Source organism: Ramlibacter sp. Leaf400, assembly GCF_001424545.1.
Classification (GTDB): domain Bacteria; phylum Pseudomonadota; class Gammaproteobacteria; order Burkholderiales; family Burkholderiaceae_C; genus Ramlibacter.
Genome location: NZ_LMQL01000011.1, coordinates 129,898 through 154,907, shown reverse-complemented (window position 1 = coordinate 154,907; position 25,010 = coordinate 129,898). Strand labels below are relative to the sequence as shown.

At 69.6% G+C, this 25,010-nt stretch carries 27 protein-coding genes and 2 tRNA genes; 14 read left to right on the top strand and 15 right to left on the bottom strand.

Annotated features, from left to right (window positions below; genetic code table 11):
* The gene (locus ASG30_RS14415; RefSeq protein WP_055897937.1) at positions 1–903 is read left to right on the top strand and encodes a DMT family transporter; all 903 of its coding nucleotides are present in this window, start codon (positions 1–3) and stop codon (positions 901–903) included.
* Here the strand turns inward: ASG30_RS14415 and ASG30_RS14410 are convergent.
* Positions 857–1,822: a LysR substrate-binding domain-containing protein gene (locus ASG30_RS14410; RefSeq protein ID WP_235579804.1), complete on the bottom strand. Its 966-nt coding sequence runs from the start codon at positions 1,820–1,822 to the stop codon at positions 857–859. The two genes, ASG30_RS14415 and ASG30_RS14410, sit on opposite strands and share 47 nt — an antisense overlap.
* 75 nt (positions 1,823–1,897) lie before the next feature.
* Between ASG30_RS14410 and ASG30_RS14405 the strand changes: the two genes are divergently transcribed.
* From ASG30_RS14405 to ASG30_RS14380, 6 genes are all read left to right on the top strand, one after another.
* Positions 1,898–2,782, top strand: a complete 885-nt coding sequence (locus ASG30_RS14405) for an alpha/beta fold hydrolase (protein ID WP_055897935.1) — start codon at positions 1,898–1,900, stop codon at positions 2,780–2,782.
* Positions 2,779–3,864, top strand: a complete 1,086-nt coding sequence (locus tag ASG30_RS14400; protein WP_055897933.1) for a tartrate dehydrogenase — start codon at positions 2,779–2,781, stop codon at positions 3,862–3,864. The genes ASG30_RS14405 and ASG30_RS14400 overlap by 4 nt, the downstream gene beginning before the upstream one ends.
* Positions 3,865–4,151: 287 nt before the next feature.
* Positions 4,152–4,424, top strand: coding sequence for an HU family DNA-binding protein (locus ASG30_RS14395; RefSeq protein ID WP_013901776.1), 273 nt, complete (start codon positions 4,152–4,154; stop codon positions 4,422–4,424).
* Between the two features lie 16 nt (positions 4,425–4,440).
* A tRNA-Val gene (locus ASG30_RS14390) sits at positions 4,441–4,516 on the top strand.
* A 74-nt stretch (positions 4,517–4,590) separates the two neighbouring features.
* Positions 4,591–6,519: a SurA N-terminal domain-containing protein gene (locus ASG30_RS14385; protein ID WP_055897930.1), complete on the top strand. Its 1,929-nt coding sequence runs from the start codon at positions 4,591–4,593 to the stop codon at positions 6,517–6,519.
* Positions 6,520–6,562: 43 nt separating this feature from the next.
* A tRNA-His gene (locus ASG30_RS14380) sits at positions 6,563–6,638 on the top strand.
* A gap of 62 nt (positions 6,639–6,700) precedes the next feature.
* Here the strand turns inward: ASG30_RS14380 and ASG30_RS14375 are convergent.
* Positions 6,701–7,675 carry an NADPH:quinone oxidoreductase family protein gene (locus ASG30_RS14375; protein WP_055898714.1) on the bottom strand — a complete coding sequence of 325 codons (975 nt, stop codon included), beginning with the start codon at positions 7,673–7,675 and terminating at the stop codon, positions 6,701–6,703.
* A gap of 103 nt (positions 7,676–7,778) precedes the next feature.
* Here ASG30_RS14375 and surE point away from each other — a divergent pair, with 103 nt between their 5' ends.
* The 5 genes from surE to ASG30_RS14350 all read left to right on the top strand — a co-directional run bounded on the left by surE (position 7,779) and on the right by ASG30_RS14350 (position 12,165).
* The gene (gene surE / locus ASG30_RS14370) at positions 7,779–8,543 is read left to right on the top strand and encodes a 5'/3'-nucleotidase SurE (protein ID WP_055897927.1); all 765 of its coding nucleotides are present in this window, start codon (positions 7,779–7,781) and stop codon (positions 8,541–8,543) included.
* Entirely contained in the window at positions 8,540–9,316 is a 777-nt protein-coding gene (locus ASG30_RS14365; protein ID WP_055897924.1) for a protein-L-isoaspartate(D-aspartate) O-methyltransferase, read from the top strand. The genes surE and ASG30_RS14365 overlap by 4 nt, the downstream gene beginning before the upstream one ends.
* A gap of 13 nt (positions 9,317–9,329) precedes the next feature.
* Positions 9,330–10,283 (top strand): peptidoglycan DD-metalloendopeptidase family protein, encoded by a 954-nt coding sequence (locus ASG30_RS14360; RefSeq protein WP_235579803.1) that lies wholly within the window; start codon positions 9,330–9,332, stop codon positions 10,281–10,283.
* Between the two features lie 2 nt (positions 10,284–10,285).
* Positions 10,286–11,290, top strand: coding sequence for an RNA polymerase sigma factor RpoS (gene rpoS / locus ASG30_RS14355; RefSeq protein ID WP_082522117.1), 1,005 nt, complete (start codon positions 10,286–10,288; stop codon positions 11,288–11,290).
* Positions 11,291–11,379: 89 nt separating this feature from the next.
* Positions 11,380–12,165 (top strand): 3'-5' exonuclease, encoded by a 786-nt coding sequence (locus tag ASG30_RS14350; RefSeq protein ID WP_055897918.1) that lies wholly within the window; start codon positions 11,380–11,382, stop codon positions 12,163–12,165.
* Positions 12,166–12,172: 7 nt separating this feature from the next.
* Here ASG30_RS14350 and ASG30_RS14345 read toward each other — a convergent pair whose 3' ends face one another.
* Positions 12,173–12,589 (bottom strand): VOC family protein, encoded by a 417-nt coding sequence (locus ASG30_RS14345; protein WP_055897916.1) that lies wholly within the window; start codon positions 12,587–12,589, stop codon positions 12,173–12,175.
* Positions 12,590–12,635: 46 nt separating this feature from the next.
* Between ASG30_RS14345 and rlmD the strand changes: the two genes are divergently transcribed.
* On the top strand, positions 12,636–14,033 hold the full coding sequence (gene rlmD, locus ASG30_RS14340; protein WP_055897914.1) for a 23S rRNA (uracil(1939)-C(5))-methyltransferase RlmD: 1,398 nt from the start codon (positions 12,636–12,638) through the stop codon (positions 14,031–14,033).
* Between the two features lie 63 nt (positions 14,034–14,096).
* Here the strand turns inward: rlmD and ASG30_RS14335 are convergent, their stop codons facing one another.
* Positions 14,097–14,792, bottom strand: a complete 696-nt coding sequence (locus tag ASG30_RS14335; RefSeq protein ID WP_055897913.1) for a Bax inhibitor-1/YccA family protein — start codon at positions 14,790–14,792, stop codon at positions 14,097–14,099.
* A gap of 130 nt (positions 14,793–14,922) precedes the next feature.
* Between ASG30_RS14335 and ASG30_RS14330 the strand changes: the two genes are divergently transcribed.
* Positions 14,923–15,330: a GlcG/HbpS family heme-binding protein gene (locus ASG30_RS14330; RefSeq protein WP_055897910.1), complete on the top strand. Its 408-nt coding sequence runs from the start codon at positions 14,923–14,925 to the stop codon at positions 15,328–15,330.
* Between the two features lie 78 nt (positions 15,331–15,408).
* Here the strand turns inward: ASG30_RS14330 and hemP are convergent, their stop codons facing one another.
* The 11 genes from hemP to ppsR form a co-directional block, all read right to left on the bottom strand.
* Complete coding sequence (gene hemP / locus ASG30_RS14325) at positions 15,409–15,612, bottom strand: hemin uptake protein HemP (protein WP_055897908.1); 204 nt, start codon at positions 15,610–15,612, stop codon at positions 15,409–15,411.
* On the bottom strand, positions 15,609–16,025 hold the full coding sequence (locus ASG30_RS14320; RefSeq protein ID WP_055897904.1) for an ExbD/TolR family protein: 417 nt from the start codon (positions 16,023–16,025) through the stop codon (positions 15,609–15,611). The genes hemP and ASG30_RS14320 overlap by 4 nt, the downstream gene beginning before the upstream one ends.
* Before the next feature lies 1 nt (position 16,026).
* Positions 16,027–16,743, bottom strand: coding sequence for a MotA/TolQ/ExbB proton channel family protein (locus ASG30_RS14315; protein ID WP_055897901.1), 717 nt, complete (start codon positions 16,741–16,743; stop codon positions 16,027–16,029).
* A gap of 7 nt (positions 16,744–16,750) precedes the next feature.
* A complete protein-coding gene (locus tag ASG30_RS14310) occupies positions 16,751–17,458 on the bottom strand; it encodes an energy transducer TonB (RefSeq protein ID WP_055897898.1) in 708 nt (235 codons plus the stop codon).
* A gap of 65 nt (positions 17,459–17,523) precedes the next feature.
* Complete coding sequence (locus ASG30_RS14305) at positions 17,524–17,769, bottom strand: (2Fe-2S)-binding protein (protein WP_055897895.1); 246 nt, start codon at positions 17,767–17,769, stop codon at positions 17,524–17,526.
* Positions 17,770–17,894: 125 nt separating this feature from the next.
* Positions 17,895–18,575: a Fe2+-dependent dioxygenase gene (locus ASG30_RS14300; protein ID WP_055897893.1), complete on the bottom strand. Its 681-nt coding sequence runs from the start codon at positions 18,573–18,575 to the stop codon at positions 17,895–17,897.
* Between the two features lie 28 nt (positions 18,576–18,603).
* Positions 18,604–20,862 (bottom strand): TonB-dependent receptor, encoded by a 2,259-nt coding sequence (locus ASG30_RS14295; RefSeq protein ID WP_055897890.1) that lies wholly within the window; start codon positions 20,860–20,862, stop codon positions 18,604–18,606.
* 151 nt (positions 20,863–21,013) lie between these two features.
* Positions 21,014–21,496, bottom strand: a complete 483-nt coding sequence (gene bfr, locus ASG30_RS14290) for a bacterioferritin (protein ID WP_055897887.1) — start codon at positions 21,494–21,496, stop codon at positions 21,014–21,016.
* A gap of 65 nt (positions 21,497–21,561) precedes the next feature.
* Positions 21,562–23,130, bottom strand: coding sequence for an alkyl hydroperoxide reductase subunit F (gene ahpF, locus ASG30_RS14285; protein ID WP_055897885.1), 1,569 nt, complete (start codon positions 23,128–23,130; stop codon positions 21,562–21,564).
* 174 nt (positions 23,131–23,304) lie between these two features.
* Positions 23,305–23,877 (bottom strand): alkyl hydroperoxide reductase subunit C, encoded by a 573-nt coding sequence (ahpC, locus tag ASG30_RS14280; RefSeq protein WP_055897882.1) that lies wholly within the window; start codon positions 23,875–23,877, stop codon positions 23,305–23,307.
* A gap of 218 nt (positions 23,878–24,095) precedes the next feature.
* Positions 24,096–24,926: a posphoenolpyruvate synthetase regulatory kinase/phosphorylase PpsR gene (gene ppsR / locus ASG30_RS14275; protein ID WP_055897878.1), complete on the bottom strand. Its 831-nt coding sequence runs from the start codon at positions 24,924–24,926 to the stop codon at positions 24,096–24,098.
* Between the last annotated feature and the right edge of the window lie 84 nt (positions 24,927–25,010).

Genomic DNA, 25,010 nt, shown 5'->3' with positions numbered 1-25,010 from the left:
ATGACCGATTCCGACCGGCAGGACCTGCTGGTGCGGGCCATGCCCGTCGTCTTCGTCCTGATCTGGGCCACCGGCTTCATCGTCGCGCGCTATGGCATGCCGCACGCGCCGCCGATGAAGTTCCTGGCGATGCGCTACGTGCTGTCGGTCGCCTGCTTCCTGGCCTGGGCCGCGTGGGCCCGCGCCGCCTGGCCCCGGGGCCGGACGCAATGGGGCCACCTGGCCGTGACCGGCATCCTCATGCACGCAGGCTACCTCGGCGGCGTCTGGGCAGCGGTGAAGGACGGCATGGGCGCGGGGCTTGCGGCGCTGCTGGTGGGCCTGCAGCCGGTGCTGACCGCGTTCTGGGTGTCGGGGCGCGGCGGCGACGTCGGCCGCCGGCAGTGGATGGGCCTGGGGCTGGGGCTGGCGGGGCTGCTGCTGGTGGTCTGGCAGAAGCTGGGCATGGGCGAGGTCCATGCGCGCAACCTGATGTTCGCCCTCGTCGCGCTGCTGTCGATCACGGCCGGCACGCTCTACCAGAAGCGGTTCGTCAAGCCCTGCGACGTGCGCACGGCCAACCTGGTGCAGCTGGCGGCCGCGTTCCTGGTCACCTTGCCGCTGGCGCTGGCCGAAGGCGAGGGCATGCGCTGGACCACGGCCACGGGCGGCGTCAACGCCGAACTCGTGGGCGCGATGGCCTGGTCGGTGCTCGGCCTCACGCTGGGGGGCAGTTCGCTGCTGTACCTGCTGATCCAGCGCGGCGCCGCGACCACGGTGACCAGCCTCATGTACCTGGTGCCGCCCACCACGGCGCTGATGGCCTGGGCGCTGTTCGGCGAACCCATCACCGCCGCCATCGTGGCCGGCGTGGCGCTCACCGCCGTGGGCGTGAGCCTCGTGGTGCGGCCGGTGCGGGGCTGAACCGCCAGGGCTCGCCGCGGAAGCGCTCGACCAGGAAGTCGACCAGGAGGCGGATCCGCCTGGGTGTCGTGGGCGTGTGCGGCGCCAGCCAGTGGATGTCGGCATCGGTCATCGCATAGGCAGGCAGCACGCGCACCAGCTCGCCCGAAGCCAGCGCGCCGGCGATGTCCCAGAGGCTGCGCAGCATGATGCCGTGGCCGGCCAGGCACCAGTCGCGCACCAGCTCGCCGGAATTGCTCGAGAGCGGCCCGCCCACCCGCACCCGCACTTCGCTGCGGTCCCGCTCGCGCTGCAGGCGCCAGACGTCGAAGCGCTCGTTCTCGCGCACCACCAGGCAGCGGTGCGCCGCCAGGTCGTCGATGCCGGCCGGCGTGCCGTGCCGGCCCAGGTAGTCGGGCGCGGCCACCAGCACGCGCTGGTTGCGCGCCAGCCGCCGGGCCGTCCATTCGGTGGCGCGCGGGCCGCGCACCGCCCACAGCCACACCGCGCCGTCGAACCCTTCGACGGCCAGGTCGGGCAGCTGCTCGGTCAGCTGCAGCTGCACCTCCAGCTGCGGATGGCGCTGCTGGAACTCGGCGATCGCCGGGCCCAGCCACGTGCGGCCGAAGCCGAAGGTGGCCGCCAGCCGGATGCGGCCCACCGGGTCCTTGTGGCGCTCCCGCAGCTCGGCCTCCATGGCCTGGAAGCCGGCCAGCAGGCCGGTGGCCCGCTCGCACAGGCCTTCGCCCTCGGCGGTGGGAACCACCCGGCGCGTGGTGCGCTGGAACAGCTTCAGGCCCAGCCGCGCTTCCAGCGCGGCCAGCCGCTTGGTGACCACGGAAGGCACGACGTCCGCGGCCGAGGCGGCGCCGGCCAGGCTGCCGTGCTCGCGGATCGAGAGCAGCAGCTCGAGGTCGGCGCGGTCCAGGCTGGGCTTCATTGCTGCTCGAATGGAAAGAATGGCTTGCCGGATTATTGCTGTTTCGCTCCGCCCGCGAGTGCCAGAATCGGTCCCATGCTGGAAGGCTTCTCAAGCGAGCGCATCGAGCGCGACGGCGTCACGATCAACGTGCGCCGGGCGGGGCAGGGCGCGCCCCTGCTGCTGCTGCACGGCCATCCGCAGACGCACGCGATGTGGCATCGCGTGGCGCCGCGGCTGGCCGAGCAGTTCGAACTGGTGCTGATGGACCTGCGCGGCTACGGCGACTCCGGCCGGCCGCCGGCCGGCGACCAGTCGGCCCGGTACGCCAAGCGCGAGATGGCGCTGGATGCGATCGAAGCCATGCGCCGGTTCGGGCACGAGCGCTTCCAGGTGCTGGCGCACGACCGCGGCGCCCGGGTGGCGCACCGCCTGGCACTGGACCATCCCGACGCGGTCGAGCGCCTGCTGCTGCTGGACATCGCGCCGACGCTGGCCATGTACCGCAACACCAGCGAGGCTTTCGCCCGCGCCTACTGGCACTGGTTCTTCCTGATCCAGCCGCCGCCCCTGCCCGAAGCGCTGATCGCGTCGGACCCGCGCCGCTTCGTGCGCAGCGTGATGGGCGGGCGCCATGCCGGCCTGGCCGCCTTCGCACCGGAGGCGCTGGCCGAGTACGAGCGCTGCGCGGCGATCGCCGGCAACGCGGAGGCGATCTGCGCCGACTACCGGGCCGGCGCCGGCATCGACCTGGCGCACGACCAGGCCGACCAGGACGCCGGCCGGCGTCTCACGCAGCCGCTGCGCGTGCTGTGGGGCGAGCACGGCGCGGTGGGCCGCTGCTTCGACGTGCCCGCGCTCTGGCGCGCGGCCGCCACCGATTTCTCCGGCCGCAGCCTGCCCTGCGGCCACTACATCGCGGAAGAGGCGCCGGCCCTTCTGCTCGACGAAACCCTCGCCTTCTTCAGGAGCAACCCGTGAGCAAGAAACGCATCGCAGTCATCGCCGGCGACGGCATCGGCAAGGAAGTCATGCCCGAGGGCATCCGTGTCATGGAGGCCGCCGCCCGCAAGTTCGGCATCGACCTGGCCTTCGACATCTTCGAATTCGGCTGCTGGGACTACTGCGAGAAGCATGGCAAGTACCTGCCGGACGACTGGAAGGAGCGCATCGGCGGCCACGACGCCATCTTCTACGGCGCGGTCGGCTGGCCCGACAAGATCCCCGACCACGTGTCGCTGTGGCAGTCGCTGCTGCTGTTCCGCCGCGAGTTCGACCAGTACGTGAACCTGCGGCCCGCTCGCCTGATGCCCGGCATCATCGCGCCGGTGGTGCGCCGCGACGGCAGCCCCCGCCAGCCCGGCGAGATCGACATGTACATCGTGCGCGAGAACACCGAGGGCGAGTACTCCGCCATCGGCGGCCGCATGTACCCGGGCACCGAGCGCGAGATCGTCATGCAGGAGACGGTGATGTCCCGCGTGGGCGTCGACCGGGTGCTGAAGTTCGCCTACGAGCTGGCCAGGTCGCGCCCGAAGAAGCACCTGACGAGCGCCACCAAGTCCAACGGCATCGCCATCACCATGCCGTACTGGGACGAGCGCGTGGCCGAGATGGCCAAGGCCTATCCCGACGTGAAGACCGACAAGTTCCACATCGACATCCTCACCGCCCACTTCGTGCAGCGGCCGGACTTCTTCGACGTGGTGGTGGCCAGCAACCTGTTCGGCGACATCCTCAGCGACCTGGGGCCGGCCTGCACCGGCACCATCGGCATCGCGCCCAGCGCCAACCTGAACCCGGACCGCAAGTTCCCCTCGCTGTTCGAGCCCGTGCACGGGTCGGCGCCGGACATCGCGGGCCGCAACATCGCCAACCCGATCGGCCAGATCTGGTGCGGCGCGATGATGCTGGAGTTCCTGGGCCACAAGGAGGCGCACGACGCGGTGCTGCGCGCGATCGAGCAGGTGCTCGATCCCCAGTCCGGTGCGCCGCGCACCGCCGACATCGGCGGCAAGGCCTCGACAACGGACGTGGGCAAGGCCATCGCAGCGGCCTTGTGAGGCTCGTTCCGGCGCCCCTTCGCGTGACAAAGTTCGTGGCCCCGCGGCCCGGAAACCCGCGCCACGCAAGGCTTGCGCCTAGAATCCGCCCCCGGCTGTTGTAAAGCTGCGAGCCTTGTTGACACGGTTTGTCACCGTGGCTTTAATCGGCGGCAGTGGCCTGCGGCTGCTCAAAAAGTCTCCCTCCTCCTGGCAACGGCACCGCGACCGGCGGGCAACCAGGAGCGGGAGACGAAAATTTTTAAGAGACGACCTGTCCAAACTCTTACTCTGAACGAGGGGCTCCTGTGAACAAAACCGAACTGATCGAGCACATCGCGAAGCATGCCGACATCTCGAAAGCGGCAGCTACGCGTGCGCTGGAATCGATGATCGGCGCCGTCAAGACGACGCTGAAGAAAGGCGGCTCCGTGTCGCTGGTGGGCTTCGGCACCTTCGCCGTCGGCAAGCGCGCCGCCCGCAGCGGCCGCAATCCCCGCACCGGCGCGCAGATTAAAATCAAGGCTGCCAAGGTGCCCAAGTTCCGTCCCGGCAAGGCGCTCAAGGATGCGCTGAACTGATGACTGGCTGCCGGTGGGGTGCTTAGCTCAGCTGGTAGAGCGGCGCCCTTACAAGGCGTAGGTCGGCGGTTCGATCCCGTCAGCACCCACCAACCCCAGCGAAGGCGAACGGAATGTTCGCCTTTCGTTTTTTCCGGGCCTCGCGTTCATTGATTGAGAGTCGCTGATGTTTGATTTCGTCCGCAAGCACAACAGGATCATGCAGGTGCTGCTGTTCATCCTGATCGTGCCTTCGTTCGTGCTGTTCGGCCTGGAAGGCTACAACCGCTACCAGGAGCGCGGCGCCACTGTCGCCAAGGTCGACGGCCGCGCCATCACGCAGTCCGACTGGGACAACGAGCACAAGAACCGCATCGACCGCCTGCGCGAGCAGATGCCCACCCTCGACGCCAAGCTGGCCGATTCGCCGCAGGCCCGCTTCGCCACGCTGGAGCAGATGGTGCGCGACCGCGTGCTGGTCGCCGCCGCGGCCAAGGGCCGGCTGACCGCCAGCGACCAGCGGCTCGCGCGCGAGCTGCAGGGCAACGAGGTGATCGCCTCGCTGCGCGGCCCCGACGGCCGCCTGGACATGGACGCCTACAAGCAGATGCTCGGCCGCCAGGGCCTCACGCCGCAGATGTTCGAGGAGCAGGTGCGCGAGGAGATCGCGCAGCGCCAGGTGCTGGGCGGGGTGACGGGCACCGGCCTGGCCACGCCGGCGCAGGCTTCCGTGTCGCTGGGCGCCTTCTTCGAGCGCCGCGAGGTGCAGGTGGGCCGCTTCGACGCTTCCGCCTACCAGTCCAAGGTGAACCCCACGCCGGCGGAGATCGAGGCCTTCTACAAGGAGAACCCGCAGCTGTTCCAGGCGCCCGAGCAGGCCGCCATCGAGTATCTGGTGCTGGACCTGGCCTCGGTGCAAAAGAGCATCGCGGTCAACGAGCAGGACCTCAAGACCTACTACGAGCAGAACGCCGCGCGCATGGCCGGCCAGGAGGAGCGCCGCACCAGCCACATCCTGGTGCAGGTGCCCAAGGGCGCGCCGGCCGCCGAACGCGAGAAGGCCAAGGCCCGCGCGCAGGAGCTGCTGGAAGCCGCGCGCAAGTCGCCGCAGGCCTTCGCCGAGCTGGCCAAGAAGAACTCCGCCGACACGGTGTCGGCGGCCAACGGCGGCGACCTGGACTGGTCGGCGCGCGGCGGCTACGCCAGCAAGGCGCTGGAAGACGTGGTGTTCGGCCTGAAGAAGGGCGAGCTGGGCCTGGCCGAGACCGAGTTCGGCTGGCACGTGGTGACGGTGACCGACGTGCGCGCACCGCAGCAGCGCACCTTCGAGCAGATGCGGCCCGAGCTGGAGACGCAGCTGCGCAAGGAGCAGGCCCAGCGCAAGTTCGCCGAGTCGGCCGACGCTTTCAGTAACGCGGTCTACGAAGCGTCCGACGGCTTCAAGTCCGTGGCCGAGCGCTTCAAGCTGGAGGTGCGCAGCGCCGCCAACGTGGCGCGCACGCCGGCGCCGGGCGCCAGCGGCCCGCTGGTCAATCCCAAGTTCCTGGGCGCCGTCTTCTCGCCCGACAGCGTGGAGAAGAAGCGCAACACCGAGGCGGTGGAGATCGCCCCGGGCCAGCTCGCCTCGGCCCGCATCACGCAGTACAGCCCGGCGCGCACGCGTCCGCTGGCGGAAGTGCAGGACGAGGTGCGCCAGCGCCTGGTCGCCACCCGTTCCGCCGAGATGGCCAAGAAGGAAGGCCAGGAAAAGCTTGCCGCCTGGAAGGCCGCCCCGGCCGGCGCCAACCTGTCCGCGCCCACCGTGGTCTCGCGCTCCGAGCAATCGCAGTTGCCGCCGGAAGTGGTGGAGGCCGCCCTGCGCGCCGACCCGGCCGCGCTGCCGCAGCTGACCGGCGTCGACCTGGGGCCGCAAGGCTACGCGGTGGTGAAGGTGAACAAGTCGCTCCCGCGCGAGGCGCCCGCCGCGCCGGTCGCCCAGCAGGAAGTGGCGCAGTACACCCGCCTGTGGACGTCGGCCGAAGGGCTGGCCTACTACAACCTGCTGCGCGAACGCTTCAAGGCACAGATCTTGGTGCCCCGGCCCGCGCCGGAGACCGGAGCCACCGCGCAGCGCTGAACCGGAAGGCCCGCACCGCGGGCTATAATCTCGGCCTTCGACGGTGGCTGTAGCTCAGTTGGTAGAGTCCCAGATTGTGATTCTGGTCGTCGTGGGTTCGAGTCCCATCAGCCACCCCAGACACCCATGAAGAAAAGCCGGCAGCCCACGCTGCCGGCTTTTTTCTTTGGCGCGCCCGTCCTCAGTTCACCATCACCAGCTTGCCCTTCACGCCGCGCGAACCCATGTGCGCGTAGGCTTCCTTGAGCTGCGCCATCGGCATGGTGCGGTCGATCACCGGCTTGACCTTGCCTTCGGCGTACCACTGGGCCAGCTCGCCCATCATGTCGGCGTTGGCCTTGGGCTCGCGGCGGGCAAAGTCGCCCCAGAACACGCCGACCAGCGACGCGCCCTTGAGCAGCGGCAGGTTGAGCGGCAGCGAGGGGATGGGCCCGGAGGCGAAGCCCACCACCAGGTAGCGGCCGCGCCAGGCGATGGAGCGGAAGGCCGGCTCGGCGTACTCGCCGCCCACCGGGTCGTAGACCACGTCGGGGCCCTTGCCGTCGGTGGCGGCCTTGATCGCGTCGCGCAGGCTGCCCTGGCTGTAGTTGATGGTGGCGTCGGCGCCGATGGACTTGCACAGCTCGCACTTCTCGTCGCTGGACGCCGCGGCGATGACCCGTGCACCCTTGGCCTTGGCGATCTGGATCGCGGCCGTGCCCACGCCGCCGGCCGCGCCCAGCACCAGCACCGTCTCGCCGGGCTTGAGCTGCGCGCGGTCCACCAGCGCATGGTGCGAGGTCGCGTAGATCATGATGAAGGCGGCCGCGTCCACCGCGGGAAAGCCGGGCGGCAGCGGCATGCACAGCGCCGCCGGGGCTAGCGTGTGGGTGGCGAAGCCGCCGGTGCCCGAGAGGCAGGCGACGCGCTGGCCCACCTTCAGCTGCGTGACACCTTCGCCCACCGCCTCGATCAGGCCCGCGTACTCCGACCCCGGCACGAAGGGCAGCGGCGGCTTGATCTGGTACTTGTTCTGCACGATCAGCAGGTCGGGGAAGTTCAGGCTCGCCGCCTCGATGCGCACCAGCACCTGGCCGGCCTGGGGCCTGGGCGTGGGCAACTCCTTCCACTGCAGCGCGTCGACGCCGACGGGGTTCTCGCATAGCCAGGCGTGCATGCCGGTCTCCTTGTTGCGCAAAGCGGACCATCATAGGCACCGCGCCCGCGCCGGGCAGTCCCAGCGGCGACCCCACCCCTACAATGGCCGCAGGCTGCCCCGCATGAAGATCCTCCTGTCCAACGACGACGGCTACCAGGCCCCCGGCCTGGTGGCCCTGCACGAAGCGATCCGCGACCTCGCCGATGTCGAGGTGGTCGCCCCGGAGCACAACAACAGCGCCAAGTCCAACGCGCTCACGCTGCATTCGCCGCTGTACGTGCAGGAAGGCGCCAACGGCTTCCGCTACGTGAACGGCACGCCGGCCGACTGCGTGCACATCGCGCTCACCGGCCTGCTCGACTGGCGGCCCGACCTGGTGGTCAGCGGCATCAACAACGGCGCCAACATGGGCGACGACACCATCTACTCGGGCACGGTGGGCGCGGCGATGGAGGGCTACCTGTTCGGCATCCCCGCCATCGCGTTCTCGCAGGTCGAGAAGGGCTGGGGCCACCTGGACGCGGCCGCGCGCAAGGCGCGCGAACTGGTGCAGAGCGTGCTGGAGCAGGGGCTGGATGCGGAGCGTCCCTTCCTGCTCAACGTGAACATCCCCAACCGCGCGCAAGGCGAGCTCGGCCCCTTCGAGGTCTGCCGGCTCGGCCGGCGGCACGCGGCCGAGAAGGTGATCCCGCAGCCCAGCCCGCACGGCCAGACCATGTACTGGATCGGTGGCGCCGGCCTGCCCAAGGATGGTGCCGACGGCACCGACTTCCATGCCACCGCGCAGGGGCGCGTGTCGGTCACGCCGCTGAAGGTGGACCTCACCGACCACGCCGGCCTGGCCGACTGGTCCGCGCGCGTGGGCCGCTTCGCGGGTGGGCGATGACCCGCCGCCCTGGATTTCCCGCGCAACTCGGTCCCTCGCAGGCGAAGCCGCAGCAGCCGCAACGGGCCGTCTCGGCGCGCACGGGCGTGTCGTCGGTGACGCCGCTGCGCCCGCAGGGCGTGGGCCTGGATTCCGAAGCGGTGCGCACGCGCATGGTGACGCGGCTGGCGGGGCAGGGCGTGGCCGATCCGCGCGTGCTGGGCGCGCTGGGCCGCGTGGAGCGGCACCGCTTCGTCGACAGCGCCCTGGTCAACCAGGCCTACGAGGACACCAGCCTGCCGATCGGCCTGGGCCAGACCATCTCCAAGCCCAGCGTGGTGGCGCGGATGGTCGAGCTGCTGCTGGGGACGACGCCCGGGGGCGCGCGCCTGGGTCGTGTGCTGGAGATCGGCACCGGCTGCGGCTACCAGGCCGCCGTGCTCGCGCAGGTGGCCACCGAGGTGTACAGCATCGAGCGCCTGCGCGGCCTGCACGACAGGGCGCGCGAGAACCTCAGGCCCCTGCGGCTGGCCAACGTGCACCTGCTGTTCGGCGACGGCATGGAAGGTTTCGCCAAGGGCGCGCCCTACGCCGGCATCATCGCGGCCGCTGGAGGCGAAGCGGTCCCTCGCGCCTGGGTCGATCAGCTCGCCGTCGGCGGGCGAATCATCGCGCCCACTGTCGTGCCGGGCGGAAGGCAGTCGCTGATGCTGCTGGAGAAGACGGCCACCGAAGTGCGGCGAAGCATTCTTGAGACGGTTCACTTCGTCCCCCTAAAATCCGGCATCGCTTGAAGGAACTGGAACGATGAAGGGCATGGCCTGGCACGCGGGCAAAGGTGTGGCGCTGGTGTTGGCGGCGTTGGTGCTCGCCGGCTGCGCGTCGCGCGCGCGTTCGCCTGCGCCGGTGGTGGATCGCAGCAGCGGGCAGCCGCCCGTCTCCGCGGTGGTCGCCCCCGATCCCGCCCTGCGCCCCCTGCCAGGTGCCGAGAACGCGGGCAAGCCGGGCTACTACACGGTGCGTCCCGGCGACACGCTGATCCGCATCGGCCTGGACAGCGGCCAGAACTGGCGCGACATCGCGCGCTGGAACGGCATGGACAACCCCAACGTGCTCGAGGTGGGGCAGGTGATCCGCGTGACGCCGCCGCCCGAGTCGGCGATCGTGCGGCCGGTGGCATCGTCCACCGTCGCGGCCGCGCCCGTGGCGGCCCAGCCGGCCAGTGCGGCGTCGGCGCCGGCCGGCGCGGCGTCCACGCCGGTGTCGGCCGCCTCCGCGCCGCTCGCAGCGGCTTCGTCGCCCACGGCCTCGGCCAGCGCGCCGCGCGCCACCGTGACGGCCGCCGCACCGGGGCCCGATGCGTCGCAGCCGCCCATCCCGGCCGGCGACGAGATCGCGTGGGCCTGGCCCGCGCCCGGCAACACGGCGGTCGTGGGCACCTTCGACGAGGTGCGCAACAAGGGCCTGGACATCAGCGGCAAGGCGGGCGACCCGGTGCTGGCCGCGGCCGATGGCCGCGTGGTCTACGCCGGCGCCGGCCTGCGCGGCTACGGCAACCTCATCATCCTCAAGCACAACAACACCTACCTCACGGCGTACGCCCACAACCAGGCGCTGCTGGTCAAGGAAGACCAGTCGGTTCGCAAGGGACAGAAGATCGCCGAGATGGGTTCCAGCGACACTGACAGGGTGAAGCTGCATTTCGAGATCCGCCGGCAGGGCAAGCCTGTCGATCCCGCCCGCCTGCTGGCGCCGAGGTAGCCATGGCCAAGCGCAACGGAAAGGGCACGACACCTGATCCGGGCGCGATGGGACAAGGCGTGCCCCCCGATCCTGCCGAGGCGCCGGCGGAGCCGGAAGCGGTGGTCCCCAATGGCCGCGAGCTCAGGACCGACGTCGCCGGCGAGTCCAGCGACACGCTCACGCTCTACCTGCGCGACGTGCGGCGCACCGAGCTGTTCACCGCCGAGGAGGAGTTCGCCGCCGCCACCCGCGCGCGCGCCGGCGACTTCCAGGCCCGCCAGTCCATGATCGAGCACAACCTGCGGCTCGTGGTCAGCATCGCCAAGGGCTATCTCGGCCGCGGCGTGCCGCTGTCCGACCTGATCGAGGAGGGCAACCTCGGCCTGATGCACGCCATCGACAAGTTCGAGCCGGAGCGGGGCTTCCGCTTTTCCACCTATGCGACCTGGTGGATCCGGCAGTCCGTCGAGCGCGCGGTGATGAACCAGGGCCGCGTGATCCGCCTGCCCGTGCACGTGGTGCGAGAGCTGCAGCAGGTGCTGCGGGCGCGCCGCACGCTGGAGAACGATCCCGCCTTCCAGGCCGCGCGCGTGGGCATCGGCGGCGACGGCGTGCGGGTGGAGGACGTGGCCGCGCTGCTCGGGCGCAACGTGCAGGACGTGGCCGACCTGCTGGCCATGGCCGAGGCGCCGCGCTCGCTGGACGCGGCGCTGGACCGCTCGGACGACGAGCACACGCTGGGCGACTCGCTGGCCGACGAACTGGCGGCCGATCCCACCGGCGTCACCCAGAACCACGAGGTCGAACGCCTCCTGGCCACCTGGATCGACACGCTGTCGCAGCGCGAGAAGGAAGTGCTGGAAGGCCGCTTCGGCCTGAAGGACCGCGAGCCCGAGACGCTGGAAGTCCTGAGCGAGCGCCTGGGCCTCACGCGCGAGCGGGTGCGCCAGATCCAGAACGAGGCGCTGCTCAAGCTCAAGCGCCAGATGACGCGCAGCGGCATCAACCGGGAAGCGCTGTTCTGAGCGAACCCTCCCCCTCCGGGGCGGGCGGGGTGGGGGCTCCTGAAGCCGCAGCGGGCCGACTCATGAAGGGCACTGCTAAAGTGCCCTTCATGAGTTGGCCTGTCCTAGTCTTCGACATCGAATCCATCCCCGACGTTTCGGGCCTGCGGCTGCTGCGCGATTCGCCCGCCGAGAGCAGCGACCAGCAGGTCTACGAGGCCTGGGTCGAGGAGCGGAAAGTCCGGGGCCAGAGCGACTTCATGCCGCTCCACCTGCAGCGCGTGCTGGTCATCAGCTGCGTGTTCCGCAACGCCGAAGGGCTGCGCGTGCACTCGTTCGTCGACCGCGACGGCGCGAGCGAAGGCAAGGTGGTGCAGAACTTCTTCAACAGCATCGACAAGCACGTGCCGCAGCTGGTCAGCTGGAACGGCGGTGGCTTCGACCTGCCGGTGCTGCACTACCGCGGGCTGCGGCACGGCGTGGTGGCCGACAAGTACTGGGACCTCGGCGACGACGACCGCGAGTTCAAGTGGAACAACTACATCAGCCGCTACCACATGCGGCACCTGGACCTGATGGACCTGCTGGCGATGTACCAGCCGCGCGCCAGTGCGCCGCTGGATGCCATGGCCAAGCTGTGCGGCTTCCCCGGCAAGATGGGGATGGACGGCTCGCAGGTGTTCCAGGCCTACCAGGACGGCAAGCTGGAGGACATCCGCCGCTACTGCGAGACCGACGTGATGAACACCTACCTGGTGTATTGCCGCTACCAGAAGATGCGCGGCGGCCTCACCGAGGCCGAGTACGAGCAGGAGGTCGCGATGGTGAAGAACGCGCTGGCCGAACTGGCCGGCGCCGAGCCGCACTGGCGCGAGTACCTGGACGCCTGGCGTTGAAGCGCGTTCAGGCCGCGGGCTGCAGCAGCTCGTCGTAGCCGCGGCCGCGCAATTCCAGCAGGTCCAGGCCGTGGCCGAAGGGGTCGGCCAGGTTGGCCATGCGGCCCCAGCGCCGGTCCTGCACGGGGCGCTCCAGCTTCGCACCCTGGTCCACCAGCCGCTTCACGGCGGCGTCGACATCGTCGACCACGAAGTCCAGGTGCACCGGCGTCCAGTGCCGCTGGTAGTCGCGGCGCTGGGGATGGGCCTCGCCCAGGGGCGCGGTGCCGGACGCGTTCGCGAGCAGGTCGATCGTGCTGCCGCCGCCCAGCAGCTCGGCCCAGTCGTCGCCCAGGCGCCGGCCCGGGCGCAGGCCGAGGCCGGCCGTGTAGAAGGCGATGGCGCGTTCCAGGTCGGGCACGTCGATGCAGATGCGGATGTCCATGGCGTCCTTTCGGCGGGCCGCCAGTATGGCCTGAGACAATCGAGGGATGACAGGAGAGAACGAGAGCGCCGCACCCGAGCTGCCGGAAGGCTGGCTCCGCGTGGACGCGCTGGACATCGAGGCGCAGGGCGTGGCCCGCCGCGCCGACGGCAAGGTGGTGTTCATCGACGGCGCGCTGCCCACCGAGGTGGTGAGCGCCAAGGTGACCCGCCGCAAGAACAACTGGGAGCAGGCCCAGCTCATTGAGATCCACAGCGAATCGTCGCAGCGCGTGCGGCCGCGCTGCCCGCATTTCGGCCTGCACGAGGGCGCCTGCGGCGGCTGCAAGATGCAGCACCTGCACGCTTCCTCGCAGGTGGCGGTCAAGCAGCGGGTGCTGGAGGACAACCTCTGGCACCTGGCCAAGGTGAAGCCCGAAAGGGTGCTGCGCCCGATCGAGGGCCCGGCCTGGAACTACCGCTGGCGCGCCCGCTTCTCGGTGCGGCACGTGCGCAAGAAGGGCACGGTGCTGATCGGCTTCCACGAGCGCAAGAGCCGCTACGTGGCCGACATGCGCGAATGCCACGTGGTGCCGCAGCACGTCAGCGACCTGCTGCTCCCGCTGCGGGCGCTGATCGGTTCCATGGACGCGATCGAGACCTGCCCGCAGATCGAGCTGGCCTGCGGGGACGAGGTCACGGCGCTGGTGCTGCGCCACCTGGAGCCGCTGAGCGAGGGCGACCTCGCCAGGCTGCGCACTTTCGCCCTCGAGCATCCTGGCGTGCAGTGGTGGCTGCAGCCCAAGGGGCCGGACACCGTGCGCCTCCTGGACGAGGGCGGGCCGGAACTGGCCTACGCGCTGCCGGAGTTCGGCATCACCATGCCTTTCCGGCCGACCGATTTCACCCAGGTCAACCCGCACATCAACCGCGTGCTGGTGGACACGGCGCTTCGGCTGCTGGACGTGCGTTCCGACGACCGGGTGATCGACTGGTTCTGCGGCCTGGGCAACTTCACCCTGCCGCTGGCCACCCGCGCGCGCGAGGTGCTGGGCATCGAGGGCAGCGAGGTGCTGGTGGCGCGGTCGCGCGAGAACCTGGCGCGCAACGCGGCCCGGCGGCCGCTGGCGCCGGTGACTTTCGCGGCCCGCAACCTCTTCGAGATGACGCCGCAGCAACTGGTGCAGGACGGCGATGCTCAGAAATGGCTGGTGGACCCGCCGCGCGAAGGCGCCTTCGCGCTGGCCAAGGCGATGGCCGACCTGCACCAGCAGCCCGAGCTGGCCGGGGGCTGGCGTGCGCCGCAGCGCATCGTCTACGTGAGCTGCAACCCGGCGACCCTGGCGCGCGACGCCGGCCTCCTGGTGCACCAGGCCGGCTACCGCTGCAGCGCGGCCGGCGCGGTGAACATGTTCCCGCACACGGCCCACGTGGAGAGCATCGCGGTGTTCGACCGCGACGACTGAAGGCGCGAACGGCCAATGAAAAAGGGCGCCGAGAGCGCCCTTTTTTCGTTGGAGCCGGAGCCCTCAGTCGGAGCTGCCGCCGATGCCGAAGATGGCCAGCAGGCTCTGGAAGATGTTGTAGAGGCTCAGGTACACGCCCAGGGTGGCGGTGATGTAGTTGGTCTCCTCGCCGTCGCGCACGCGCTTGAGGTCGTACAGGATGAAGAACGAGAAGATGCCGATCACCAGCACCGACAGGGTGATCATCAGCGCGCTGCTCTGCAGGAACACGTTGGCGATGCCCGCCACCAGCACCAGGACGGCGCCGATGAACATGAACTTGGCCATGCTCGACAGGTCGCGCTTGACGAGGGTGGACATCGTCGCCATGCCCAGGAAGATCGCGCCGGTGCCGGCGAAGGCCGTCATGATCAGCCCGGTGCCGTTGGCCAAGCCGAGCACCATGCCCAGCAGGCGCGAGAGCATCAGGCCCATGAAGAAGGTGAACGCCAGCAGGATCGGCACGCCGGCCGCGGAGTTCTTGAACTTCTCGATGGCGAACATGAACCCGAACGCGCCCACCAGGAAGACGACCAGGCCGACGCCCGGCGACATCGCGCGGGTGATGCCGGTGGCCACGCCCAGCCAGGCGCCCAGCACCGTGGGCACCATGGACAGCGCCAGCAGCCAGTAGGTGTTGCGCAGCACACGGTTGCGCTCCTGCAGCGAGGGCAGGGCATAGCCGCCGTAGCCGGAAGGGGTGGTCACATGTTGGTTCATTTCCTGAGCTCCTTGGCCTCAACAGGCCCGTTAGACGGAACGATTCTAGGTTGGTTCCGCGACAGTGGCGCCCGAATAGCCCCTCGCGCCGGCCGTTATGCTTCGGGCTCATTTTTTCCCTGCAAGCACCATGAACACCAAGCCTGCCCTCGAACTGTCCGACATCAAGAAGATCGCCGCCGCCGCCGAAGCGGAGGCCCTCAAGCACCAGTGGGCCGTGTCCATCGCCATCGTCGACGACGGCGGCCACCTGCTGTGGCTGCAGCGCCTGGACGGCGCGGCGCCGATCTCGGCCCAGATCGCGCCCGCCAAGGCCAACACCGCCGCCCTGGGCCGCCGCGAGAGCCGCGTCTACGAGGAGATGATCAACGGCGGCCGGGTGTCCTTCCTGAGCGCGCCGCAGCTGCGCGGCATGCTGGAAGGGGGCGTTCCGATCCTGAAGGACGGCCAGTGCCTGGGCGCGGTGGGCGTGAGCGGCGTCAAGTCCACCGAGGACGCACAGATCGCGCGCGCCGGCATCGCCGCCATCGGGCTTTGATGAACTGGATCCCCGCCTGCGCGGGGATGACGCTGGCTGTGAACTGGATCCCCGCCTGCGCGGGGATGACGCTTCGCGTCACTTGGTCAGGATGAGCTTGCCGGTGCGGGTGGCCTGCAGCCGGTAGAGCTCGCCGTTGTGGTGGATCTCCACCGCACGATGCCCCTGGAACAGCTGGCTGCTGTCCACCAGCGGCGGTCGCACAGGCACGCGGGCCTCGGCCGCGCCGGCCGCCGCCTCGGGTTGCGCGTGCGGATGCGAAACCGGCCGGCCCGGGCTCATTGCGCCGCCTTCGGTTCGGTGATGAAGCCGATCTTGCGCAGGCCCGACTGCTGCGCCGCCGCCATCGCCTGCGCCACGCGCTCGTAGCGCACGTCCTTGTCGCCGCGGATGTGCAGTTCGGGCTGCGGCTCGCGCGCGGCCTCGGCCCGCAGCAGCCGGGGCAGGTCGGCGTCGGTCACCTGGCCCTCGTTCCACCAGTAGGCGCCGGAGGCGTCCACCGACAGCCGGATGGTCTGCGGCTTGGGGTCCTGCGGCTGGTTGGTGGCGCGCGGCAGGTCGATGTTGACCGAGTGCTTCATCACCGGGACGGTGATGATGAAGATGATCAGCAGGACCAGCATGACGTCCACCAGGGGCGTCATGTTGATCTCGTTCATCACCTCGTCGGTTTCGTCCTGGGTGCCGAAGGCCACGTCAGGCTCCCTTCTTCATCGGCACCACGCGGGTCGTGCCATTGGCGGTGGACACGCGGGCGCCCGTCACCAGGTAGGCGTGCAGGTCATGTGCGAAGCGGTTCAGGCGGAACAGCACCGACTTGTTGCCGCGCACCAGGGCGTTGTAGCCCAGGACGGCGGGAATGGCGACCGCCAGGCCCAGCGCCGTCATGATCAGCGCCTCGCCGATCGGGCCGGCCACCTTGTCGATGGTGGCCTGGCCGGCGGCGCTGATCGCCAGCAGCGCGTGGTAGATGCCCCAGACCGTGCCGAACAGTCCCACGAAGGGCGCGGTGGAGCCGACCGAGGCCAGCACCGCCAGCCCCGCCTGCAGCCGCGCGGTGGACTCGTCGATCGAGTTGCGCAGGCTGCGCGTGAGCCACTCGCTGGCGTCCAGCGAGTCGTGCAGCTGCGGCTGCGCGTGGTGGTGCGCGGCAGCCTCGCGGCCCTCCAGCGCCAGCGTGCGGAACGGGTTGGCCGGGTCGGTGCCCAGCTTGTTCAGGCCGTCGGCGAAGTCGGCGGCGTGCCAGAAGCTCTCGATGCGGCGCGCCTGCGAGGCGTAGCGGCGCAGGTCCAGCGCCTTGATGATGATCACCATCCACGAGGCCAGGGACATGCCGAGCAGGAGCAGCGCAACGCCCTTGGTGACGATGTCGCCCTGCTGCCAGAGGTTCACGAGTCCGAACTGGGAATCCATCTTCTTCTCACTCCAAAACGAAATTGATCGGCACGTTGAACCACATGGTCTCGGGCACGCCGCCGCGCTTGCCGGGCACGTAGCGCCACTTCAGCACGGCGTTCAGCGCGGCCTGGTCGAGCCGCTCGAACCCGCTGGAGCGGCTGACCTGGGCCTGCTGCGCGGTGCCGTCGGCGCCGATCAGCACGCGCACCATGACCTGGCCCTGCTCGCCCAGGCGGCGGCTCATCGCCGGGTAGGCCGGCGGCGGGTTCTGCAGGTAGTCGGCGCTGCTGGAGGGCAGTTCGATGCGCGGTGGTGCGGGCGGGGCCGGCGGCGCAGGTGGCGCCTCGGTCACGGGGGCCGCGATCGGCGGTGCGGGCGGTTGCGGCGTGGTCACGCCCACGGGCGCCTGGGGCGACGGGGCGGGGGAAGGGACCGCGACCGGCTGCGGCGGTGGGGGCGGCTGCACCTTGCGCACCGGGGCGGGCTTGGGCGGCGGGGCCGGCGCGGGCGGCTCGGGCCTGGGGGCCGGCGGCTCGACCTTGGGCTGGGGCGGCTCGACGATCTGGGCCAGGATCTCGACCGGCACGATCACCTCGACGGCGCGGCGCAGCAGCCCGGATTGCAGGGCCCACAGGGCGGCCACGTGGAACAGCACCACCCCGGCGGCGATGGCCGTGTTGCGGTGGGTGCGGGACGCGGGCACGGGAAGGGAAGCGGCGGGGGGGCCCATAGTTTAGGAACGGCCCTGCGGACCCTTGCCGCGGAGGGCCCAGCAGGCGGCGACGACGACCAGGATCAGGCAGCCGCCCAGGGTGACGACGAATTCCATGCCGGGCTCTCCGAGATGCGGGGGGCGAGCTGGATGGCGGCGACCGGGGCGGTGGCGCTGCATTGGGCGACCACGTCGCGGGCGCAGCTCTCGCATTGCCCGCACTGGGTCGCCACCCCCAGCTCCAGCTGGATGTCGCTGAAGTCCATGCCGGCGCGGACGTGGCGGGCGATGTCCCGGTCGGAAACGCGGTGGCAGACGCAGACGATCATGGCTCGGAGAGGGTTTGGCTGGCGGTTGAGGATCGGGGTGACTGGCTCGCAGTATAAATGCGAATCGATCGCATTTGCAATAACTATGATGACGGTCGGGCTTCAGCGCGACGGTCGATCCCGGCTCAGGTGTCGGCCCACATCCTCAGGAGGTTGTGGTACGTGCCCATCAGCGCGACGGTGGCGGGGCTTTCGCCCGCGCCCTGCCGCACTTCGGTCAGGGCCAGGTCGAATTCGTGCAGCAGGCGGCGCTGCTCGTCGGTGCGCACCAGGCTCTCGACCCAGAAGAAGGCCGCCATGCGGGCTCCGCGCGTGACCGGCGAGACCTCGTGCACGTGGGTGCCGGGGTAGAGCACGGCGTGCCCGGCCGGCAGCTTGAAGCGGCGCTCGTCGCCCGGCTCGTGGATGACCAGCTCGCCGCCGTCGTAATCCCCGGGATCGGACAGGAAGACGGTGCAGGAGATGTCCGTGCGCACGCGCTGGCCGTTCTCGCCGAAGCGGATCGACCCGTCCACGTGCCGCCCGTACGCGTTGGTCGCGCCCGAGTAGCGGTTGATGCGCGGCGGGAACACCTTGCGCGGCAGGCAGGCCGAGAGGAACCGCGGCGAGCGGTCGAGCGCACCGAGGACGATCGCCCCGATGCTGCGCGCGGCCTCGCAGTCGGCCGGCAACTGCTCGTTGTTCTTGGCCTGCACGGCCTGCGAACCGGCGCCGATGCGCCCGTCGGCCCAGGGGGCTTGCGCCAGCAGGCGCCGGGCGAGCGCGAGTTCGTCTTCGGTCAGCAGGTCGGGCAGGGTCAGGAGCATGGCGGCGGCTGTGCTGGGGACAGGTGGATCAGAACCTGGCGGACAGGGCCACCTGCAGCAGGCGGCCGGCGCCGGGCACGTAGTGGCCGCGGTAGAGCGACTCGCCGTAGAGCTTGTCCGTGATGTTGGACAGGTTGGCCTTGACCATCATCGAGGAGCTGATGGCGTACTCGGCCATCAGGTCGGCCGTCACGAAGCCTGGCGCTTCCCAGGCCGGCGCGGTCACGTCGGCGGGCGACTGCTCGCTGCGGAAATTCAGGCCGCCCCCCACGCGCCACTTCGGCGTGAGCTGGTAGGTGCTCCACACGGTGCCGCTGTGCTTGGGCGTGAGGCCCGGGCGGTCGCCCACCCGGTTGCCCACGGTCGTGGCGGTGGAAGCGGCCTCGTCGACCTTGGCGATCGGCATCCACATGTACGAGCCGTAGACCTCCCACTTGGGCGTGAGGCGGCCGACCACGTCGACTTCCACGCCCGCCGTGTGGCGCTTGCCCGAGAGCAGCAGCCGGTCGGCGGCGGTGTCGGGGTCGGTGTTGCGCTCGTTCTTCTTGGTCGAGCGGAACAGGGCCAGGCGGGTGGAGTAGCGTTTGTCGGCCGAGTCCAGCTTGGCGCCGACCTCGATGTTCTCGCTCTGCTCGGGCGGCGTGTTGGCGCTCTGGGCGTTGTACGAGTAGGTGTCGCCCGAGGTGTTGAACGAGGTGCCGTAGGAGAAGTGGAAGGAGCGCAGGGCGTCGGGCTGGTACAGCAGGCCCACTCGCTTGCTCACCTCGGAGATCTTCTGCGCGAAGTTCACGGCCGTCACCGGGCCGGCGGCGTTGGTGGGGAGGTTGAACTGGTCATAGCGGCCGTCCAGGCTGTCGTAGCGCAGGCCGCCCAGCACCTTCCAGTGCGGCGCCACCTGCACCAGGTCCTGCACGTAGGCGCCCCAGCCCTTGGCGGTGAACTGGTTGCCCAGGCGCAGCACGCGGCGCGACTCGTCGATGGACGCGCCGTCGTCGGGCGTGCCGGCCAGCGTGGTCGGCTTGACCAGGTCCACGCCCCCCTGCGCCGCCGAACGGGCGGCGAAAACGGTCTTCTCCTCGCGCGCGGCGTCGATGCCGGTCTGCAGCTCGTGCTGGAGGCCCAGCGCCTGGAACTTGCCCGAGTAGTCGCTCTGCACGTGCAGGGTGTCGACGTCCTGGATCTTCAGGCTGGTGCCGCGGGTGAACACGGTGCCCGGGCCGAAGTTGCCCAGGTCCGCGGCGGCGCGTCCGGGCTGCGCGGCGGCGGGCGCTAAGCGGATCGCGCTGGCTCGCAGGTCGCGCTCGAACTCGCCCTTGCGCAGCTGGGTGCGCAGTTCGCCGCCGTTGTCGAAACGGTGGATGTGGCCGAAGCTGGCGATCTTGGCGCCGCCGTTGTTGCGGTCGCTGGCCATGCCGTAGTAGGAGCTGGGGTCCAGCCCGGGGATGATGGTGTTGGAGGCGCTCGTGTCGGTGGCGCGTGGGCGGATCCACGGCAGTCCGTAGTTGATGCCGTTGTCGTTGTCCAGCCAGTAGAGGCTGGCCAGGAACTCGTCGCGCCGCCCGATGCCCCAGCGGAACGAGCCGGCCGCGCCGTACTTGTCGAGGCTGCTGCCCGAGCCGTTGTTGTCGGCGCGGGTGCGCATCAGGTTCACGCGCAGGGCCGCGTCTTCACCGGTGTGGAAGTTGAAGTCCCCCGTGATGCGCCCGTACTGGTGGTTGCCCACCGTGGTCGTCACCTCGTGCTCGTTGATCAGGCGCGGGACCTTGCTCACCTGGTTGACGGCGCCGCCGGTGGAGCCGCGGCCGAACAGCATGGACGCCGAGCCGCGCAGCACCTCCATGCGGTCGAGGTTGAAGGTGTCGCGGTCGTAGAACGCGGGGTCGCGCATCCCGTCCAGGAAGATGTCGCCGGTGCCGGCCAGCGAGAAGCCGCGCAGGCGGATGTCCTCCTCGCCGCCTTCGGCCGCCAGGAAACTGACGCCGGCCGTGCTGCGCAGCGCATCCTTGACGGTGTCGAGGTTGCGGTCGTCCATCAGCTTCTCGGTGACGACGGTCAGCGATTGCGGGATGTCGCGCAGCTGCTGCGTGCCGCGGCCGATGTGGGTGGTGGTGGCGCGCAGCGCCTCCTTGCCCTCGGGCGCCTCGGCCTGTTCCTTCACCACCACGGGGGCGAGGCTGCGGGTTTCGGTCGGTTGCGCCGACTGGGCCCAGGCGCCGGCCGAAGCGGCGAACAGCAGGGCGCCCAGCGGCAGCAGGGCGGGGGACGGATTCGAGTTTTCTTGTGCCAAGGCGGCCTCCAGGGTGTGCCCGCTCGTGCGGGCGTTCTTTGGGGAGGCTGGCTGGAGGCGCGCCGCAGGACGGGCGCGCAGGCTTGGCTGGCCGGGATCGGCCGCGATTCTAGCTCAAATGCGAATCAGTCGCATTCGCGCGGACGGACGCTCACTCGGATGCGGGTTCGCCCATGGCCGACTGCAGGTAGTTCTGCAGGCCGACCTTGCCCAGCAGGTCGAGCTGGGTCTCGAGGTAGTCGATGTGCTCCTCGGTGTCCTCGAGGATGCGCTCCAGGATCTCGCGCGAGATGTAGTCGCGCACGGCTTCGCAATGCGCGATGCCTTCCTTGACCGTGGCCTGCGCGCCGCGCTCGCTGCGCAGGTCGCACTCCAGGATCTCCGGCACGTTCTCGCCGACCATCAGCTTGCCCAGGTCCTGCAGGTTGGGCAGGGCGTCCAGGAACAGGATGCGCTCCATCAGCCGGTCGGCGTGCTTCATCTCGCCGATCGACTCCTCGTACTCCTTCTTCGCGAGGCGGTCGAAGCCCCAGTGCTTGAGGATGCGGTAATGCAGGAAGTACTGGTTGGTGGCTGTCAGCTCGTTCTTCAGCTGCGCCTGCAGGTGCTGGATGACGCCGGGATCGCCTTGCATTTTCTAGTTCTCCTGGAGCGGAAAGTGACGCTTCATTCTCGCGCCATTTCCGCTCCGCCAGAACATCAGGCCGCCACCGGCGCCGGGCTGCGGATCAGGTGGTCGAAGGCCCCCAGCGCGGCCTTGGCCCCGTCGCCGGCCGCGATGATGATCTGCTTGAACGGGACCGTGGTCGCGTCGCCCGCCGCGAACACGCCGGGGATCGACGTCTGCCCCTTGGCATCGACCACGATCTCGCCGTGCCGCGACAGCTCGAGCGTGCCCTTGAGCCACTCGGTGTTGGGCACCAGGCCGATCTGCACGAACACGCCTTCCAGGTCCACGCGCCGGCTCTCGCCCGAAGCGCGGTCCTGCCAGACCAGCCCGTTCACCTTCTGGCCGTCGCCCGTCACTTCGGTGGTCTGGGCGTTGAGGATCGTGGTCACGTTGGGCAGGCTGGCCAGCTTGCTTTGCAGCACCGCGTCGGCACGCAGCTGGTCGCCGAACTCGATCAGCGTCACGTGGCTCACGATCCCCGCGAGGTCGATCGCCGCTTCCACGCCGGAGTTGCCCCCGCCGACCACCGCCACGCGCTTGCCCTTGAACAGCGGGCCGTCGCAGTGCGGGCAGTAGGCCACGCCCTTGTTGCGGTACTGCTCCTCGCCAGGCACGCCCAGCTTGCGCCAGCGGGCGCCGGTCGACAGGATCACGCTGCGCGCCTTGAGGGCCGCGCCGTTCTCCAGCTCCACCTCGATCAGCCCGGATCCCGGCTTGAGCGCCTTGGCGCGCTGCAGGTTCATGATGTCCACGTCGTAGTGGCGCACGTGTTCCTCCAGCGCCAGCGCGAACTTGGGGCCTTCCGTCTCCTTGATGGAGACGAAGTTCTCGATGCCCAGCGTGTCCAGCACCTGCCCGCCGAAGCGCTCCGACGCGATGCCGGTGCGGATGCCCTTGCGCGCCGCGTACACCGCGGCCGCGGCGCCGGCGGGGCCGCCACCGACGATCAGCACGTCGAACGGGTCCTTGCCCGAGATCTTCTGCGCTTCGCGCTGGCCGGCATTGGCGTCCACCTTGGCGACGATCTCCTCCAGCGTCATGCGGCCGTTGCCGAACATGGTGCCGTTCAGGAACACCGTGGGCACGCCCATGATCTGGCGCTGCTCGATCTCGTCCTGGAACAGGCCGCCTTCGATCATGGTGGTCCTGATGCGCGGGTTCTGCACCGCCATCAGGTTGAGCGCCTGCACCACGTCCGGGCAGTTGTGGCAGGTCAGGGACACGTAGACCTCGAACTCCAGGTCCTGGTCGATCGCGCGGATCTGCTCCAGCAGCTCCTGCTCCACCTTGGGCGGGTAGCCGCCCACCTGCAGCAGCGCCAGCACCAGCGAGGTGAACTCATGGCCCATCGGCAGGCCGGCAAAGCGCGGGCCGTGGTTCTGGCCAGGGCGGTTGACGGCGAACGAGGGCGCGCGGTGCGGACCGGCATCGCGTGTCTCCACCACCCGCATCAGCGGCGAGGCCTCGGCGATGTCCTTGAGCAGCGCCTGCATCTCGCGCGAGGCGGGCGAGTCGTCCAGCACCGCCGTGATCTCCACCGGCTGCGAGATGCGCTCCAGGTAGGCGGCCAGCTGGGTCTTGAGTTGGGCGTCGAGCATTCGGGGGCTCCCTTCGGGATGTGTTCTTGGGGTTCGGAAAAAGCAAAGGCCCGGGTGCGCAAGGGCACACCCGGGCCTTGGGGGGCGCGGCCACCGCCGAACCGGCTTTGCCGGGCCGCTGGTGGCGCCCCTTGAGGGGAGGCGCCGAAGGCGCTTCGGGGTGGTCCTAGTTCTTTAGATCTTGCCGACCAGGTCCAGCGAGGGCTTGAGCGTCTCGGCGCCTTCGCTCCACTTGGCGGGGCAGACTTCGCCCGGGTGCGCGGCCACGTACTGGGCGGCCTTCAGGCGGCGCAGCGTTTCCTTGGCGTCGCGGCCGATGCCGTTGTCGTGCACCTCGATGGTCTTGATGCGGCCTTCCGGATCGATGATGAAGGTGCCGCGCAGCGCCAGGCCGGTGTCCTCGCCCTCGGTGATCAGCACCTGGAAGAAGCGGGCCAGCTGGTGGCTGGGGTCGCCGATCAGCGGGTACTGCACCTTCTTGATGGTGTCGGACGTGTCGTGCCAGGCCTTGTGGGTGAAGTGGGTGTCGGTGGACACGCCATACACCTCGGCGCCCAGCTTCTGGAACTCGGCGTAGTTGTCTGCCAGGTCGCCCAGCTCGGTCGGGCACACGAAGGTGAAGTCGGCCGGGTAGAAGACCACGACGGACCACTTGCCCTTGAAGTTGTCCTGCGAAACCGGGACGAACTTGCCCTTGTGGTAGGCGGTGGCCTGGAAGGGGACGACTTGCGTGTTGATCAGGGACATTTGTGCTTTTCCTCTTTGAAGTTGCCGATGGCTCGTTGGAAGTCGATAGGTTAGGGCCGCCGGGTCAATTAAGCCAATTCATTGACTCAATTCAACTCATGGCTTTTGGCTATTGAAAGCCGCCATGGCCGAGCCAGACCGGCCCGATCGGAGCCGGGCCATTGACAGGGTTGCGGCGAATCCGGCGACTTCAAGGCCGCCGTCGGCCGGGCCGGCTTTCAGTACTCGAGCCGTTCCGGCCGGATCTCCTGCAGGATCGTGGTGGCGATCTCTTCGATCGACTTGGTGGTCGTCGACAGCCACCGGATGCCGGCGCGCCTCATCATGGCCTCCGCCTCGGCCACCTCCATGCGGCAGTTCTCCAGCGCGGCGTAGCGCGACTTGGGCCGGCGCTCGTTGCGGATCTCGGAGAGCCGCTCGGGCTGAATGGTCAGGCCGAAGATCTTCTTGCGGTGCGGCACCAGCGCGCCGGGCAGCTGCTGGCGATCGAAGTCCTCGGGGATCAGCGGGTAGTTGGCCGCCTTCAGGCCGTGCTGCATCGCCAGGTAGAGCGAGGTCGGCGTCTTGCCGCTGCGGCTGACGCCCACCAGGATCACGTCGGCCATGTCGAGGTCGCGGTTGCTCTGGCCGTCGTCGTGCGCCAGGCTGAAGTTGATCGCCTCGATGCGGTCGTGGTACTCCTTGCTCTTGCTCACGTCGGAGAAGCGCCCCACGCGGTGGTTGGACTTCATGCCCAGCTCGATCTCCAGCGGCCGCACGAAGGTGCCGAACATGTCCAGCAGCATGCCCTTGCAGCCGTCCTCGATGACCTGCAGGATCTCCACGTTTACCAGCGTGGTGAAGACCACCGGCCGCCGGCCCTCGACCTCGGCCACGTGGTTCACTTGCCGAACCACCTGGTGCGCCTTGTCCACCGTGTCGATGAAGGGCAGGCGCACGTGCCGCGGCTTGAATTCGAACTGGGCCAGGATGGCGTTGCCGAAGGTCTCGGCCGTGATGCCGGTGCCGTCCGAGATGAAGAACACGGTGCGGGTGTGCTGCGAGGCCATGTGATGCTTTCAGACCAGTGCCAGGCCGCGGTACCCCCCGCGTGCCTACAATGGCCGGCAATTATCAGCCGCCTGTCATGAAGC